Consider the following 14,800-nt stretch of genomic DNA (forward strand, 5'->3'; position numbering starts at 1 on the left):
CGGCGCCAGGGGCGGGAGTCAGAGGGCGGCGCGGATCGCCTCGGCGAGCGTGGTCGGGGTGCGGCCGAGCAACATGGCCAGGTCGTCGCCGACCTCCAGCTCACCCTGGGCGAGGCCCCGGTCGGCGTCGGCGAGGACGGCCGCGTACCCCTCGGGCAGGCCGGCCGTGACCAGCAGCTCGGTGTACTTGTCCACCGGCAGGTCGAGGTAGCCGACCGCGGTGCCGGTCTGCCGGGAGATCTCGGCGGCCAGCTCGCTCAGGGTGAACGGCGCGCCACCCAGCTCGTACACCGTGCCGGCCTGGTCGGTGGTGGTCAGCACCGCGGCGGCCGCCGCGGCGTAGTCCGCGCGGGTGGCGGCGCTGACGCGCCCGTCACCCGCCACGCCCGCCACCCCGTGCTGGAGGTACGTGGGTAGCTGGCCGGTGTAGTTCTCCAGGTACCAGCTGTTGCGCAGGAACACGTACGGCAGGCCGGAGTCGCGGATCAGCTGCTCGGTCGCCCGGTGCTCGGCGGCGAGCACCAGGCTGGAGGTGTCCGCGTGCGCGATGCTGGTGTAGACGACCAGCCCGACGCCGGCCTCCCGGGCGGCGGTGACCACGTTGCCGTGCTGCACCAGCCGCTTGCCGACCTCGCTGCCGGAGACGAACATCAGCTTCTCGGCACCCGCGAAGGCGGCGCGGAGCGAGCCGGGGTCGTCGTAGTCGGCCCGCCGGGTGACCACTCCCCGCGCGGCGAGACCGGCGAGCCGGTCGACGTCCCGGCCGAGCGCCACGACCTGGTCGGCGGGCACGCCCCGGTCGAGCAGCGACTCGACGATCAGGCGGCCGAGGTGGCCGGTGGCGCCGGTGACGACGATGGACATGAGCACTCCCTGTTGGTTGCGACAGCAACTGTCTTCCCAGGCCAACGGGAAGAACTCCGCCTTACTTCCCGTTGGAGAGTAGGCACCTTCAAGTTCGGTACGCACTGAAAGAGAGTGGTCACGTGCAGGCGGATCCGTTCAACAGGAACTGCGGCAGCCGCAAGGTCCTCGACCGCATCGGCGACCGCTGGAGCGTGCTGGTGGTGCTCACCCTGGCCGACGGCGACAAGCGCTACGGCGAGCTGGCCGAGCGGGTCGACGGGATCAGCCAGAAGATGCTCACCCAGACCCTGCGCGGCCTGGAGCGGGACGGCATCGTCACCCGCACCGTGCACGCCAGCGTGCCGCCCCGGGTCGACTACGCGCTCACCGACCTCGGCCGCAGCCTGCTGGATCTGGTCGCCGGCCTGGAGGCCTGGGCCACCACCCACCTGGCCGAGGTGGAGGCGGCCCGGACGCGCTACGACGCCCGGGGCTAGTTCCGGAACCGGCCGAGTCTGGCGGGATCGGTGTCGATGCGGTAGGAACGCGCAGAGAGCGCTCTCCCGTACCCACCACCGAACAGGCAGGCAGATGAGACCACTCGACCCTTCCCGCCGCCGCTTCCTGGCCGTCACCGCCGCCTCCGCGGCGTCGGTCACCGCCCTCGGGCTCCCGGCCGGGCCCGCCGCCGCGTCCCCGGCCGGCGAGGACGCCGCGGCCGAGCCCGACTTCGGCCCCAACGTCTTCGTGTACGACCCGGCCACCCCGGTCGAGGAGATCCAGTCCAACCTGGACCGGATCTTCGCCGCGCAGGAGCACAACGAGATGGGCTTCGACCGCTACGCCGTGCTGTTCAAGCCCGGCCGGTACGAGGTGAACGCCCGGCTCGGCTACTACACGACCGTGGCCGGCCTCGGCGCGCACCCCGACGACGTGGAGATCCACGGCGCGGTGCGGGTGATCGGCCAGCCCGACCCGGGCTCCGACGCCGGCATCTCCGCGCTGACCAACTTCTGGCGCTCGGCGGAGAACCTCGCCGTCAGCCCCACCGACTGGTCGAACCAGTGGGCCGTCTCCCAGGCGTCCCCGATGCGCCGGGTGCACATCAAGGGCATCCTCTGGCTGGAGCCCGGCAACGGAGGCTTCTCCAGCGGCGGCTACATCGCCGACTCCAAGGTGGACGGCATCACCATCAACGGCTCCCAGCAGCAGTGGCTGACCCGGGACAGCGAACTCGGCGGCGACTGGACCAACGGGGTCTGGAACCAGGTCTTCGCCGGCGTCGTCGGCGCGCCCGCCCAGGGCTTCCCCAACCCGCCGTACACCACCCTGGCGACCAGCCCGGTGACCCGGGAGAAGCCCTACCTGTTCGTGGACGGCGCGGGATGCTGGCGGGTGGCGGTGCCCCGGCTGCGCCGCGACACCGCCGGCACCACCTGGGGCGCCGGTGCCCCGCCGGTGCCCTCGCTGCCGCTGTCCGACTTCTTCATCGCCAAGCCCACGGACTCCGCCAGGCGGATCAACCAGGAACTCTCCCGGGGGCGGCACCTGCTGCTCACCCCGGGCGTCTACCACCTGGAGCGGGCGCTGCGGGTCAAGCACGCGGACACGATCGTGCTCGGCCTCGGCATGCCCAGCCTCGCCCCGACCACCGGCGACGCCGCCCTGCGGATCGAGGACGTGGACGGCGTCCGGATCGCCGGAGTGCTGGTCGACGCCGGGCCGGTCGAGTCGGAGGTGCTCGTCGAGGTCGGCAAGCGGCACAGCCACCGGTCGCACGCGGCGAACCCGATCTCGCTCCAGGACGTCTTCTTCCGCATCGGCGGCCCGTACGCGGGCCGGGCGGTCACCAGCCTGGTGGTGAACAGCCGGCACACCCTGATCGACAACATCTGGGCCTGGCGCGGCGACCACGGCCGGCCCGGCACCATCGGCTGGACCGTCAACACCGCCGACACCGGGGTGGTGGTCAACGGCGACGACGTGACCGCGTACGGGCTCTTCGTCGAGCACTACCAGCGCTGGCAGACCATCTGGAACGGCGAGCGCGGCCGGACGGTCTTCTACCAGAGCGAGCTTCCCTACGACCCGCCGAGCCAGGCGGCCTGGCGCAGCCCGACCGGCAACGGCTGGGCGTCCTACAAGGTCGCCGACCACGTGCGCGAGCACGAGGCGTGGGGGCTGGGCGTCTACTCGTACTTCAACCAGAAGGTGGACATCCGCTGCGACCGCGGCATCGAGGCGCCGCGCCGGGCGGGCGTGCGGTTCCACGACGCGATCACCGTCTTCCTGGACGGCAGCGGCGGCATCGAGCGCACCATCAACGAGGCCGGCACCCCGGTCGTCGGCTCGTACGGCACCAGCCCGGTGGTCAGCTACCCCTGATCCGCCGATCAGGACCCCGGCCGGCCGCGTCCACGGCCGGCCGGGGCGCGGACCCGACGATGTAACAAGAATTCGCCGGAACGCGCTGCACCCGTCACCCCGTGCGCGGTGGGATTCCCGGTCATAGGCTCGCGTACATCGAGGACCGGCGGCATCGCGGCCACCCGTGAGGGGGTGACGGACGCGATCGAGGGGGCGCGTCCGGCACCGGCCGCCGCCGTGGTCCCGCCACCAGATCCCGCACCGGAGGACCCTTTGCGTCGTTCCGCACTTCTCGCCTCCCTGACCACCGCGACGGTCGCGGCGGTCCTGGCCGGCGCCGCGCCGGCATCGGCCATCAACACCTACAACGCCCAGCCCGCGCCGGAGCGCACCGAGGTCGGCGCCATGCTGGCCCTCTGGGACCGCGACGGCGACGGTGTCTCGGAGACCATCGACTGGTACTGCTCCGGCACCATGGTCGACCGGAACACCTTCCTCACCGCCGCGCACTGCACCACCGACTGGTCGCCCGGCGTGCGCTTCTACGTCTCGCTGGCCCAGGACGTGCAGGGCGCGCTCGACGCGGCCAAGGCCGCGGGGCTGACCCCGGCGCAGACCGCCGCCGCGGTCGGCGTCGAGGGCACCGGGCACACCAGCCCGGACTACCCCGGCAACTCCGCCGACGCGCACGACATCGCGGTCATCGAGTTCTCCGACGGCCAGGCCGCCGAGCTGGCGCAGCGGTGGTCGTTCACCCCGGCGACGCTGCCCGCCGCCGGCCAGCTCGACGCGCTGGGCTCCCGCGCGCTGGACGCCGCGACCTGGGTGGTCGCCGGCTACGGCACCGAGGAGGCCGCCCGCGGGCCGGGCGGGCAGACCCACCCCGGCGGCGGCGTCCGCAACAAGGCCGAGGTCGGCTTCGACGCCCTGAACAAGACCTGGGTGCGGCTGGCCATGAACGAGAGCCGCGGCTACGGCGGCGCCTGCTACGGCGACTCCGGCGGCCCGAACTTCGTCACCCTGGACGGGCAGCGGGTGCTGGCCGCCACCACCATCACCGGCGACGGCCCCTGCTACGCGACCAACGTGGCGTACCGGCTGGACGCGCCGACCGCGCGGGACTTCCTCGACGAGTTCGTCGACCTGCCCTGAGCTGACGCACGACCGGCGGCCGGCGGGAGCACCCCCGCCGGCCGCCCCCGTCCGTCGGCCGTCCCGCTCAGGCGGGCAGCTGCTCGGCGCGGGTGATCACCTGGTCGATCAGGCCGTACTCGCGGGCCTGCTCGGCGGTGAACCAGCGGTCCCGGTCCCAGTCGCGCTGGATCTCGTCCAGCGTGTGCCCGCTGTGCCGGGCGATCAGCTCCTGCATGGTCCGCTTCACGTGCAGCATGTTCTCCGCCTGGATCGTGATGTCGGCGGCCGTGCCGCCCATCCCGCCGGACGGCTGGTGCATCATCACCCGCGAGTGTGGCAGGGCGAACCGCTTCCCGGCCGCGCCGGCGCAGAGCAGGAACTGCCCCATCGACCCGGCCATCCCGAGGGCCAGCGTGGCCACGTCGTTCTTCACGTACCGCATCGTGTCGTAGACGGCCATGCCGGCGCTGACCGAGCCGCCGGGCGAGTTGATGTAGAGGAAGATGTCCCGCTCCGGGTCCTCGGCGGCCAGCAGCAGGATCTGCGCGCAGATCTGGTTGGCCGAGGCGTCGGTGACCTCGGTGCCGAGGAAGATGATCCGTTCCTTGAGCAGCCGCTCGAAGACCCGGTCGCCGAGGGTCGGCTGTCCCTCGTCCAGCATCCAGATGCCGTATCCCATGACCTGACCACCCTCCGTGCCCGCCGGTGGGCGAGGGGCCGCCCGGCAACCGGCGGTCTCCAGCCTCCGGCGGGCGGCACCCCGCGGCCCAGGGTTTCTGCCCGGGGCAGATCCGCCGTGGGCAGAACCGGCCGGCCCTAGGCGGCGGCCAGTCGCCGCCGGCCGGCCCGGGCCCGCCGCCGGGCCAGCGTCACGGAGGTACGCGGACGGTGGCGGGCGGCCGGCGCGGAGGGGATCAGCCAGATCCGGGTGCCGGTGCCGAACGCGGTCGGGGAGGCGTACCCGAGGTCGGGGCCGACCGGTGCGGGCGCGCTGCCCGGCAGCCGCAGCGACCCGCCGAGCAGCGGGGTCGGTGCGACGGGCCGCCGGGTGGCGTGCAGCCGCGGCCCGCCGACCCGCAGGTGCGGCCCGCTCCGGGTGGCCGGCACCCGGTCCAGGCGGGCCAGCGTGACCCCGGCGGAGACCGGTGCCCGCCGCTCGACCCGGCGCAGCTCGTCGCGGGCCTCCTCCAGCAGGTCGGAGAGGTGGATCCCGAGGGCCCGGCAGATCGCCGCCAGCACCTCGGAGGACGCCTCCTTGCGGCCGCGCTCCACCTCGGAGAGGTAGGGCAGGGAGACGCCGGCCGCCAGCGCCACCTCGCGCAGGGTGCGGCCCTGGCGCAGGCGTACCCGGCGGAGCACACCGCCGATCACCCGTCGCAGCAACGACATGCGGGCCTCCTCGCGGTCGTCGTCCCCTGACGTCCCCATCATGCCCCGTCCCGGCGACGGGGACCGGCCCGGCCGGGCCGGGACCTCGCCCCGGCAGGCCGGAAGCCCGCGTACCCGCTATGTTGTGGGCGTGCAGGCGACGGTGGCGGAGCAGGGCCGACGGTGATCCATTTTCCCGCGCAACGGCGGGGGCCGCTGAGCGCGCTGAGTCTGCGCCTGCTCGCCGCCCTGGGCCTGGTCCTCGCCGTGGTGGCGGCGGTGTGGATCGACCGCGACGGCTACCGCGACGTGAACGAGGACGGCCTCACCCTCCTCGACTGCTTCTACTACGCGGTGGTCTCGCTCTCCACCACGGGCTACGGCGACATCACCCCGGCCGCCTCCTCGGCGCGCCTGGTCAACGTCCTGTTCGTCACCCCCGCCCGGGTGCTCTTCCTGATCATCCTGGTCGGCACCACCCTGGAAGTCCTGACCGAGCAGTACCGGACCGGCCGTCGCCTGGCGCGGTGGAGGAGAATCGTGAAGGACCACGTCATCATCTGCGGCTACGGCACGAAGGGCCGCAGCGCCGTCTCCGCGCTGCTGGAGAACGGTCTGGACAAGTCCAAGATCGTGGTGGTCGAGCGGAACGGCGCCGCGCTGCGGCAGGCCACCTCGGCCGGGCTGGTCGCCATCGAGGGCTCGGCGACCCGCTCCTCCGTGCTGGAGGAGGCGCACGTCCGCACCGCCAAGGCGGTCATCATCGCGACCGACAGCGACGACGCGTCGGTGCTGGTGGCGCTGACCGTCCGGCAGCTCACCGCCGGCCAGGTACGGATCATCGCGGCGGTCCGGGAGGCGGAGAACGCGCCGCTGCTCAAGCAGAGCGGGGCGCACCACGTGATCGTCTCCTCGGCGACGGCCGGCCGGCTGCTCGGCCTCTCCACCTCCGCCCCGCCGCTGATCGACGTGGTGGAGGACCTGCTCACCCCCGGCCAGGGCATGGCGCTGGCCATGCGCTCCGCCGAGCGCAGCGAGGTCGGCCGGTCGCCCCGGGAGCTGGAGTCGCTGGTCATCGCCCTGGTCCGCCGGGGCAAGGTGGTCACGCTGAACGACAAGGCCGGCGCGGTGATCGAGACCGGCGACATGCTGGTCCACGTGCGGGACGACCGGCCCCAGTCCGCGGCGACGGTCTGACCTTCCGCCGGGCCGCCCGCCGCCTCGGCGCTCAGCAGGTGGGGGGCGCTTCGTCCCCGGACGCCTCGACGCAGCTCACCGGGCGGCCGCTGGTCGCCCGCCGGAGCAGTTCGTAGAGCGTGTCCCGCTCGGCCGGCTCCAGCGCGCCGAGCACCTCCTCCTCGGCGACGGCGAGGGCGCACTCGGCCTCGCGGAGGCGCTTCGCGCCCGCCGCCGTGAGGCTCACCACGTGGCGGCGCCGGTCCTCGGGTGACCGTCGGCGCTCGACCAGGCCCTCCGCCTCCAGGTCGTTGAGCAGGCCGACCACGTTGGTGCCGTCGATCTGCAGCGTGCTGGCCAGCCCCTGCTGGCTGCTGCCGCCCGAGTCGCGCAGCACGGTGAGCGCGACCAGGTGCCGCGGGCGCAGGCCGAGCGGGGCCAGCACCGACTCCGACCGCAACCGCATCCGCCGGGCCAGGTGGTCGAGCAGCGGCCCGGAGCGGTGCTGCTCCGACTCCTCGACCGGTAGGGCTGGCATGTGACCCAGTTTACGCAGGGCGTGGAACATCAGCCTGCTATAAATGGTTGGCGCTACACAAACGATCTGTGGAGGGTTAGCCAAATGGCACACCTGTTGTACATCGACTCCAGCATCCGGGGCGAGCACTCGGTCAGCCGGCGCTTGACCGCCCGCGCCGCGGACGCGTGGCGTGCCGCCCACCCGGGTGGCACGGTCACCTACCGGGATCTCGGCCGGGAGCCGCTGCCGCACCTGGACGAGGCCGGAGGCCTGGCGCGGATGGTGCCGGCGGAGCAGCACACCCCGGCGCAGCGCGCGTCCTGGCAGCTCAGCGAGCGGCTGGTGGACGAGGTCAAGCGGGCCGACACGATCCTGCTCGGTCTCCCGCTCTACAACTACGGCGCGCCGAGCAGCGTCAAGACCTGGGTCGACCACCTCATCGCGCCCGGCATCGCGTTCGACCCGGCCACCGGGGCCGGCCTGCTCGGGGGTCGCGAGTTCATCGTGCTCGGCAGCCGGGGCGGCGGCTACGGCCCGGGCACCCCGCGCGAGGGCTGGGACCACGCCGAGCCCTGGCTCCCGCACGGCCTCTCGATGACCGGCCTGGAGCCGCGCTTCATCTCGGCCGAGCTGACCCTGGCCCCGGTCAACCCGGCCATGGCCGAGCTGATCCCGCTGCACGAGCAGAGCCTCGCGTCGGCCGAGCGGGCCATCGACGAGCTGTGGGTGCCGGCCTCGGCCGCGGCCTGACCGGACGAGAAAGGGCGGGCCGTTCCCCGGGAACGGCCCGCCCTTCGTCGTCGTCAGGGACGGATCAGAGGATCGTCCAGGTGTCGCCGGCGGAGAGCAGCCCCGCGAGCTGCTGCTCGGGGGTCTGGTCGACGCCGGCCTTCGCCGCGGCGACCTGCTCCTGCACCACGGTGTCGTACGACGAGCGGGCCACCGAGCGGAACACGCCGATCGGGGTGTTCCGCAGGTCCAGCCCGGGCAGCCGGGACAGCGCGAAGGCGTACGCCGGGTCGGCGACCGTGGCGTCGTGCACGACGATCTCGTCCACCGGCGTGCCCGCGGTCTCCCGGACCTCCAGCCCGAAGCCGCCCGGCGGGTGCACCACGCAGAACTGGCCGTCCTTGCCGAAGGTGATCGGCTGCCCGTGCTCCAGCCGGATCAGGAACTCGTCCCGGGTGGCCGGCTCCTTCAGCGTGTCGAACGCCCCGTCGTTGAAGATGTTGCAGTTCTGGTAGATCTCCACGAACGCGGAGCCCTGGTGCTCGGCGGCGGCCCGCAGCACCGACTGGAGGTGCTTGCGGTCCGAGTCGATGGTCCGGGCCACGAAGGTGGCCTCCGCGCCGAGCGCCAGCGACAGCGGGTTGAACGGAGCGTCCGCCGAGCCCACCGGCGTCGACTTGGTGACCTTGCCGATCTCGGAGGTCGGCGAGTACTGCCCCTTGGTCAGGCCGTAGATCCGGTTGTTGAACAGCAGGATCTTGAGGTTGACGTTGCGGCGCAGCGCGTGGATCAGGTGGTTGCCGCCGATCGAGAGGGCGTCGCCGTCACCGGTGACCACCCAGACCGACAGGTCCGGCCGGGTGACCGACAGGCCCGTGGCGATCGCCGGGGCGCGGCCGTGGATCGAGTGCATCCCGTAGGTGTTCATGTAGTACGGGAAGCGGGACGAGCAGCCGATGCCCGAGACGAAGACGACGTTCTCCCGGGGGATGTTCAGCTCCGGCATGAACCCCTGGACGGCCGCCAGGATGGCGTAGTCGCCGCAGCCGGGGCACCAGCGCACCTCCTGGTCGGACTTGAAATCCTTGGCGGTGAGCTTGAGGGCGACGGGCTCAGACATTCTTCAGGACCTCTTCCAGCATCGTCTCCAGCTCGGCGGCCGTGAACGGCAGGCCGCGGACCTGGTTGTAGCCGATCGCGTCGACCAGGTACTTCGCCCGGATCACGTGGGCGAGCTGGCCGAGGTTCATCTCGGGGATGACCACCCGGTCGTACGCGCGCAGCACCTCGCCGAGGTTGGCCGGCATCGGGGCCAGGTGGCGCAGGTGCGCCTGGGCGATGGAGAGCCCGCGCTGCCGCAGGCCCCGGCAGGCGGCGCCGATCGGGCCGTAGGTCGAGCCCCAGCCGAGCACCAGCACCCGGGCGTCGCCGTCCGGGTCCTCCACCTCGACGTCCGGCACCGGGATGGTCTCGATCCGGGCCGCCCGGGTGCGCACCATGAAGTCGTGGTTCGCGGGGTCGTACGAGATGTCGCCGGTCTTGTCGGCCTTCTCCAGGCCGCCGATCCGGTGTTCCAGGCCCGGGGTGCCCGGGATGGCCCACGGCCGGGCCAGCGTCTCCGGATCCCGCAGGTAGGGGAGGAAGGTGGTGCCGTCCTCGCCGTTGGGCCGGGTGGCGAACTCGACCCGCAGGTCGGGCAGGCTCTCCACGTCCGGCAGCAGCCACGGCTCGGAGCCGTTGGCCACGTAGTTGTCGGAGAGCAGGAGCACCGGGGTGCGGTAGGTCAGCGCGATCCGCGCCGCCTCCAGCGCCGCGTGGAAGCAGTCGGCCGGCGACTTCGGCGCGATCACCGCGACCGGGGCCTCGCCGTGCCGGCCGTAGAGCGCCATGTTCAGGTCGGCCTGCTCGGTCTTGGTCGGCATGCCGGTGGACGGCCCGGCCCGCTGCACGTCGACGATGACCAGCGGCAGCTCCAGTGCCACGGCCAGCGAGATGGTCTCGCTCTTCAGCGCCACGCCCGGGCCGCTGGTGGTGGTGATGCCGAGCGAGCCGCCGTACGAGGCGCCCAGCGCCGCGCCGACCGCGGCGATCTCGTCCTCGGCCTGCATGGTGACCACGCCGAACTTCTTGTGCTTGCTCAGCTCGTGCAGGATGTCCGAGGCCGGGGTGATCGGGTACGCGCCGAGGAAGACCGGCAGCCCGGAGCGGACCCCGGCGGCCACCAGGCCCAGCGACAGGGCCGCGTTGCCGGTGATGTTCCGGTAGGTGCCCGGCAGCATCTTCGCCGGCTTGACCTCGTAGCGGACGGAGAAGTCCTCGGTGGTCTCGCCGAAGTTCCAGCCGGCCCGGAATGCCGCCACGTTCGCCGCGACCAGCTCGGGGCGGGCGGCGAACTTGCGCTCCAGGAACCGCAGCGTCGACTCGTACGGGCGCGAGTACATCCAGCTCAGCAGGCCGAGCGCGAACATGTTCTTGGCCCGCTCGGCGTCCTTCTTGGACACCTCGTGCTCGGCCAGCGCGCCGATCGTCATCGAGGTCAGCGCGACCGGGTGCACCACGTAGCCGGCGAGTGAGTCGTCCTCGAGCGGGCTCGTCGCGTAGCCCACCTTGGCCAGGTTGCGCCGGGTGAACTCGTCGGTGTTGACGATGATGTCCGCCCCGCGCGGCAGGTCGGTGAGGTTGGCCTTGAGCGCGGCCGGGTTCATCGCCACCAGCACGTTCGGCGCGTCGCCGGGGGTGAGGATGTCGTAGTCGGCGAAGTGCACCTGGAAGCTCGACACGCCCGGCAGGGTGCCGGCGGGGGCGCGGATCTCCGCCGGGAAGTTGGGCAACGTGGAGATGTCGTTGCCCAGCTGCGCCGTTTCCGAGGTGAACCGATCACCGGTGAGCTGCATGCCGTCGCCGGAGTCACCGGCGAACCGGATGACCACCCGGTCCAGTTGACGGATCTGCTTGGTCACGCCCGCACCTCGCTTCGCTGAGCGCCGCCGCAGGGGCGGCCGGACGTGATGGTGACCCCGCCTTGCCCGGCCACGTGCCCTCCTAGACGCGCTGCTGCCGCCGGCCGTCCGTCGGTGGCGCGGCCCGCTTCATTTCTCACGTCAGAGCCTACGTCGGTCCGTTAGGGCAACCTTGGTGGAGGTCCGACGTATGGGACCTGATCGGGCCGGTGTATGCCCGGCTTTGCGGCGTTTAGTACCGCAGCCCGTAATTCAGATCACCGCAACCGGCCCGACGCCTCCGTGACTCATTCCTCGACGGGGCGGGCGACCGGATCCGTCGCCGCGGCACCCATGCGGCGGCGCAACGACGTGGTGGCCAGGGCCAGCGCGAGCACCACCAGCAGCCCGGAGACCCCGATCAGGCTGACCGCCGTCAGGTGCACCGAGTTGTCGTCGTCGGTGGTCCGCCCGGCGGCGGCCACCACACCCTGGGAGCCGGTCGGGGTCGGCGCCCCGACCGCCGGGGTGGCCAGCGCGGCCGCCGCGTTGATCCGGAAGCTCATCTGCACCTGGCGGTCCCGCCCGCTGCGCGGGTCCAGCCGCCCGACCACCGCCCCGGCCAGCGGGGCCCGGCGCTGGGCCTCGGCCGTGGCGGTCACCGGCAGGCTCAGGGTGACGGTCCGGCCGGCCGGGACGTTGCCCAGCTCGCACCGGGTCCGGTCCGGGGCGGCCGGGGCGCAGCCGGCCGGCGGGCCGGTGACGGTCACCCCCGCGGGGAGGACCACGTCGACCCGGCCGGCGGCGTCCACCCTGCCGGTGTTGCCGAGACGGACGGTCAGGGTGCTGGGCGCGCCGCTGATGTCGAACAGCAGCTCGTCGGCGCGGAGCGAGATGCCGGGCACCGGCGGCCCGGGCGGGAAGAGGACGGCGAAGCCCTCGTCGTCGGCGGCCGCGCCGGCCACCCCCGGCGCGGTGGCGCTGACCTGGACCGACCCGCTCAGCGGCATGGACCGCCAGGCGGTGCCGGCGACCCGGACCCGGATCGAGGCGCGGAACCGGGCCCCCGGGGCGGCGGTCCACTCGCCGCAGCGGTGGCTGCCGCCGCCGGCGGACGCGCAGCCGGGGGTGCCGGCGTCGGTCAGCCCGGCCGGCAGGGTGTAGCCGAGGCGGATCAGCTCCGTCCGGCCACCGGTGTTGGTCACCGTGACCCGCAACGTGGTCACCGTGCTGTCCGCGTTCCAGTAGGCGGGCGGCAGCACGACGTCCTCCGTGCTGACCCGCACGCCGAGCGGGCTGCCGGCCGGCGGAACCGGCTGGCCCGGCGGCGGCCCGGCGGGCGGCGGCACGACCGGCGGGGGAGCCGGCGCGGTGGTGGTCGGCGCGGTGGTCGTGGGCACCGGTTCGGGCGCCGTGGTCGTGGGCGCCGGCGCGGTGGTGGTCGGCGCCGGCGGCGTGGTGGTCGGCGGGGCCTCCTCGGTCGGCGGCGGGGTGGTGGGCACCGGCTCCGCCGTCGTGGGTTCCACGGTGGGGGTCGGCTCGGTGGGGTCCGTGCCGGGCTCGCCGCCCGGGTCGTCCGGGTCCCCCGGATCGGTCACCCGGGCCACCCCGGTCACGGTCGGCGAGGCGGTCGCCCACGCCGGCGCCACCGCGACGGCCGCCGCGATGCCGGCGACCAGCGCGGGCACGAGCAGCGCGGAAGTGCCTCGGAGCGCGGCGCGCCGAGCAGGCCGTACGCGGGGGCGGGCCATCTGTCCTCCGTGACGCTCAGTGAGGTCTCATTATTTGGCAACAGTTGCCTTCGAGCACTAGTCCCACAAGGAAACGAATCCGTAACGTGTTCGGGGTGCCCCGACGGCCGGACCGGTAGGCTCCCGGTCGTGACCGGTTACCTCGGGTCGTACGCCACGCTCGGTCTCCTGCTTCTTGCCGCCGTGCTCTTCTTCGTTACGGCGTTCTCAGCCAATCGGGTGTTACGTCCTGGCCGTCCGGCCGATCCCTGGGGCAAGCGGGCCACTTACGAGTGCGGTCTCGACCCGGTCGGCGGCGACTGGGCGCAGATGCAGATCCGCTACTACGTCTACGCCTACCTGTACGTGCTCTTCGCCGTCGAGGCGGTCTTCCTCTTCCCCTGGGCGCTGATCTTCGACCGGCCCGGGTTCGGCGTGACCACCGTGGTGGAGATGGGCGTCTTCGTCGCCGTGGTGGCGCTCGGCATCCTCTACGCCTGGCGCCGGAACATCCTCCGCTGGGCCTGACCCGCTCAGGCCAGCCCGCGCCGGGTCAGGGCCGGCGGCCGGTCCCCCCGGATCGAGGCCACCATGTCCAGCACCCGGCGGGTCTCGCGGACCTGGTGGGCGCGGAACACCCGGGCGCCGAGCCAGGCCGAGACGGCGGTGGCCGCCAGCGTGCCCTCCAGCCGGTCGGGCACCGGCAGGTCCAGCGTCTCGCCGATGAAGTCCTTGTTCGACAGGGCCACCAGCAGCGGCCAGCCGGTGTCGGTCAGCTCGCCCAGCCGCCGGGTGATCTCCAACGAGTGCCGGGTGTTCTTGCCGAAGTCGTGCGCCGGGTCGATCAGGATCCCGTCCCGGCGTACGCCGAGGCCGGCCGCGCGCTCGGCGAGGCCGGTGACCGTGGCGACCACGTCGGCCACCACGTCGTCGAACGCGGCCCGGTGCGGCCGGGTCCGCGGTGCGAGCCCCCCGGCGTGTGAGCAGACCAGTCCGGCGCCGGTCGCCGCGGCGACCCGGGCCAGTGCGGGATCCGCCCCCGACCAGGTGTCGTTGAGCAGGTCGGCACCGGCCGCCACGGCCTCCACCGCCACCTCGGCGCGCCAGGTGTCGATCGAGATGACCACGTCCGGGAAGGCGGCCCGGACCGCGGCGATGGTGTCCACCGTGCGCCGGATCTCCTCGGTCACGTCGACCTCGTCGCCCGGCCCGGCCTTCACCCCGCCGATGTCGATGATCTCCGCGCCCTCGGTCACCGCCCGCTCGACCGCGCGCAGCGCGCTGTCCTGGGCGAAGGTGGCGCCCCTGTCGAAGAACGAGTCCGGCGTGCGGTTGACGATCGCCATCACCACCAGCTCGCCGGGGGAGAAGGTCCGCCCGCCGAGCCGCAGCGCCCCGGTCATGCCCGCCTCCTCGTCGCCGATCCACCGCCGGTCGCCCCCGACGCTATCCGGTCCGGCGATTCCGATCGGAGGCGGCGGAGGGCTCGCCCGATCCCCGCCCGCATGCCACGATCTCCCCATGGGTGAGGTTCTGCTCCTCTTGGTCGTCGCGCTGATCGTCGCGGCGGTGGTGTTCGGTGTGACGGTGCTGGTCTCCGGGCGGGATCCGGGCCTGGTGCCGGCCGAGCCGGACGGGCGGGCCGTGCCCCTGCCGGGCAGCCGCCCGCTGGACGAGTCGGACGTCGCCGAGGTGCGCTTCGACACCGCGCTGCGCGGCTACCGGATGGCCCAGGTCGACGCGGCGATGCGCCGGGCCGCCTACGACATCGGCTACAAGACCGAGCTGATCGGCGTGCTGGAGGCCGAGAACACCGCGCTCCGCGAAGGCCGGATCGAGGAGGCCGACGCGCTGCGCCGGGCCCGCGCGGAGGCCGCGGCGGCCGGCGGCTCGGCGGCCGCCGAGCCGTTCACCGCGGAGGCCGGTGTGGCGGAGGCCCCGGCGGCCGCCGCCGTCGAGGACGTGGCCACGCTGCCGTCCGCCGGCCCGTC

General features: G+C 73.4%; 15 protein-coding genes. 7 read left to right on the forward strand and 8 right to left on the reverse strand.

From position 1 onward, the window contains the following. Positions 1-18: 18 nt before the first annotated feature. Positions 19-864, reverse strand: coding sequence for an SDR family oxidoreductase (locus tag ACW0Q9_RS08860; protein ID WP_456179588.1), 846 nt, complete (start codon positions 862-864; stop codon positions 19-21). Positions 865-986: 122 nt separating this feature from the next. Between ACW0Q9_RS08860 and ACW0Q9_RS08865 the strand changes: the two genes are divergently transcribed. The 3 genes from ACW0Q9_RS08865 (at position 987) to ACW0Q9_RS08875 (ending at position 4,365) form a co-directional block, all read left to right on the forward strand. Further along, the gene (locus tag ACW0Q9_RS08865; protein WP_456179589.1) at positions 987-1,343 is read left to right on the forward strand and encodes a winged helix-turn-helix transcriptional regulator; all 357 of its coding nucleotides are present in this window, start codon (positions 987-989) and stop codon (positions 1,341-1,343) included. A gap of 94 nt (positions 1,344-1,437) precedes the next feature. After that, positions 1,438-3,231: an adenylyl cyclase gene (locus ACW0Q9_RS08870; protein ID WP_456179590.1), complete on the forward strand. Its 1,794-nt coding sequence runs from the start codon at positions 1,438-1,440 to the stop codon at positions 3,229-3,231. A 255-nt stretch (positions 3,232-3,486) separates the two neighbouring features. Then, positions 3,487-4,365 (forward strand): trypsin-like serine protease, encoded by an 879-nt coding sequence (locus ACW0Q9_RS08875; RefSeq protein ID WP_456179591.1) that lies wholly within the window; start codon positions 3,487-3,489, stop codon positions 4,363-4,365. A 67-nt stretch (positions 4,366-4,432) separates the two neighbouring features. Here the strand turns inward: ACW0Q9_RS08875 and ACW0Q9_RS08880 are convergent, their stop codons facing one another. Together ACW0Q9_RS08880 and ACW0Q9_RS08885 are read right to left on the reverse strand one after the other, a co-directional pair. Beyond that, positions 4,433-5,026 carry an ATP-dependent Clp protease proteolytic subunit gene (locus tag ACW0Q9_RS08880; RefSeq protein ID WP_456179592.1) on the reverse strand — a complete coding sequence of 198 codons (594 nt, stop codon included), beginning with the start codon at positions 5,024-5,026 and terminating at the stop codon, positions 4,433-4,435. Between the two features lie 137 nt (positions 5,027-5,163). Beyond that, complete coding sequence (locus ACW0Q9_RS08885) at positions 5,164-5,736, reverse strand: helix-turn-helix domain-containing protein (RefSeq protein WP_456179593.1); 573 nt, start codon at positions 5,734-5,736, stop codon at positions 5,164-5,166. A 162-nt stretch (positions 5,737-5,898) separates the two neighbouring features. Between ACW0Q9_RS08885 and ACW0Q9_RS08890 the strand changes: the two genes are divergently transcribed. Beyond that, positions 5,899-6,912 (forward strand): potassium channel family protein, encoded by a 1,014-nt coding sequence (locus tag ACW0Q9_RS08890; RefSeq protein WP_456179594.1) that lies wholly within the window; start codon positions 5,899-5,901, stop codon positions 6,910-6,912. 31 nt (positions 6,913-6,943) lie between these two features. On the opposite strand, the gene ACW0Q9_RS08895 is transcribed toward ACW0Q9_RS08890, so the two are convergent. Then, positions 6,944-7,429 (reverse strand): MarR family winged helix-turn-helix transcriptional regulator, encoded by a 486-nt coding sequence (locus tag ACW0Q9_RS08895; RefSeq protein WP_456179595.1) that lies wholly within the window; start codon positions 7,427-7,429, stop codon positions 6,944-6,946. Between the two features lie 84 nt (positions 7,430-7,513). Here ACW0Q9_RS08895 and ACW0Q9_RS08900 point away from each other — a divergent pair, with 84 nt between their 5' ends. Beyond that, the gene (locus tag ACW0Q9_RS08900; RefSeq protein WP_456179596.1) at positions 7,514-8,161 is read left to right on the forward strand and encodes an FMN-dependent NADH-azoreductase; all 648 of its coding nucleotides are present in this window, start codon (positions 7,514-7,516) and stop codon (positions 8,159-8,161) included. A gap of 64 nt (positions 8,162-8,225) precedes the next feature. Here ACW0Q9_RS08900 and ACW0Q9_RS08905 read toward each other — a convergent pair whose 3' ends face one another. The 3 genes from ACW0Q9_RS08905 to ACW0Q9_RS08915 all read right to left on the reverse strand — a co-directional run bounded on the left by ACW0Q9_RS08905 (position 8,226) and on the right by ACW0Q9_RS08915 (position 12,830). Beyond that, positions 8,226-9,260 (reverse strand): 2-oxoacid:ferredoxin oxidoreductase subunit beta, encoded by a 1,035-nt coding sequence (locus tag ACW0Q9_RS08905; RefSeq protein WP_456179597.1) that lies wholly within the window; start codon positions 9,258-9,260, stop codon positions 8,226-8,228. Beyond that, complete coding sequence (locus ACW0Q9_RS08910) at positions 9,253-11,100, reverse strand: 2-oxoacid:acceptor oxidoreductase subunit alpha (protein WP_091314606.1); 1,848 nt, start codon at positions 11,098-11,100, stop codon at positions 9,253-9,255. Before ACW0Q9_RS08910 ends, ACW0Q9_RS08905 begins: the two co-directional genes overlap by 8 nt. A 287-nt stretch (positions 11,101-11,387) precedes the next feature. Continuing rightward, positions 11,388-12,830, reverse strand: a complete 1,443-nt coding sequence (locus ACW0Q9_RS08915; protein WP_456179598.1) for a hypothetical protein — start codon at positions 12,828-12,830, stop codon at positions 11,388-11,390. Positions 12,831-12,959: 129 nt separating this feature from the next. Here ACW0Q9_RS08915 and ndhC point away from each other — a divergent pair, with 129 nt between their 5' ends. Further along, entirely contained in the window at positions 12,960-13,337 is a 378-nt protein-coding gene (gene ndhC / locus ACW0Q9_RS08920; RefSeq protein WP_091314599.1) for an NADH-quinone oxidoreductase subunit A, read from the forward strand. Positions 13,338-13,342: 5 nt separating this feature from the next. On the opposite strand, the gene folP is transcribed toward ndhC, so the two are convergent. Beyond that, a complete protein-coding gene (gene folP, locus ACW0Q9_RS08925; RefSeq protein WP_456179599.1) occupies positions 13,343-14,212 on the reverse strand; it encodes a dihydropteroate synthase in 870 nt (289 codons plus the stop codon). A 118-nt stretch (positions 14,213-14,330) separates the two neighbouring features. Here folP and ACW0Q9_RS08930 point away from each other — a divergent pair. Beyond that, positions 14,331-14,800, forward strand: a 470-nt coding sequence (locus tag ACW0Q9_RS08930) for a DivIVA domain-containing protein (RefSeq protein ID WP_456179600.1), incomplete at its 3' end; no start/stop codon positions are given.

This window comes from Micromonospora sp. I033, assembly GCF_053890995.1.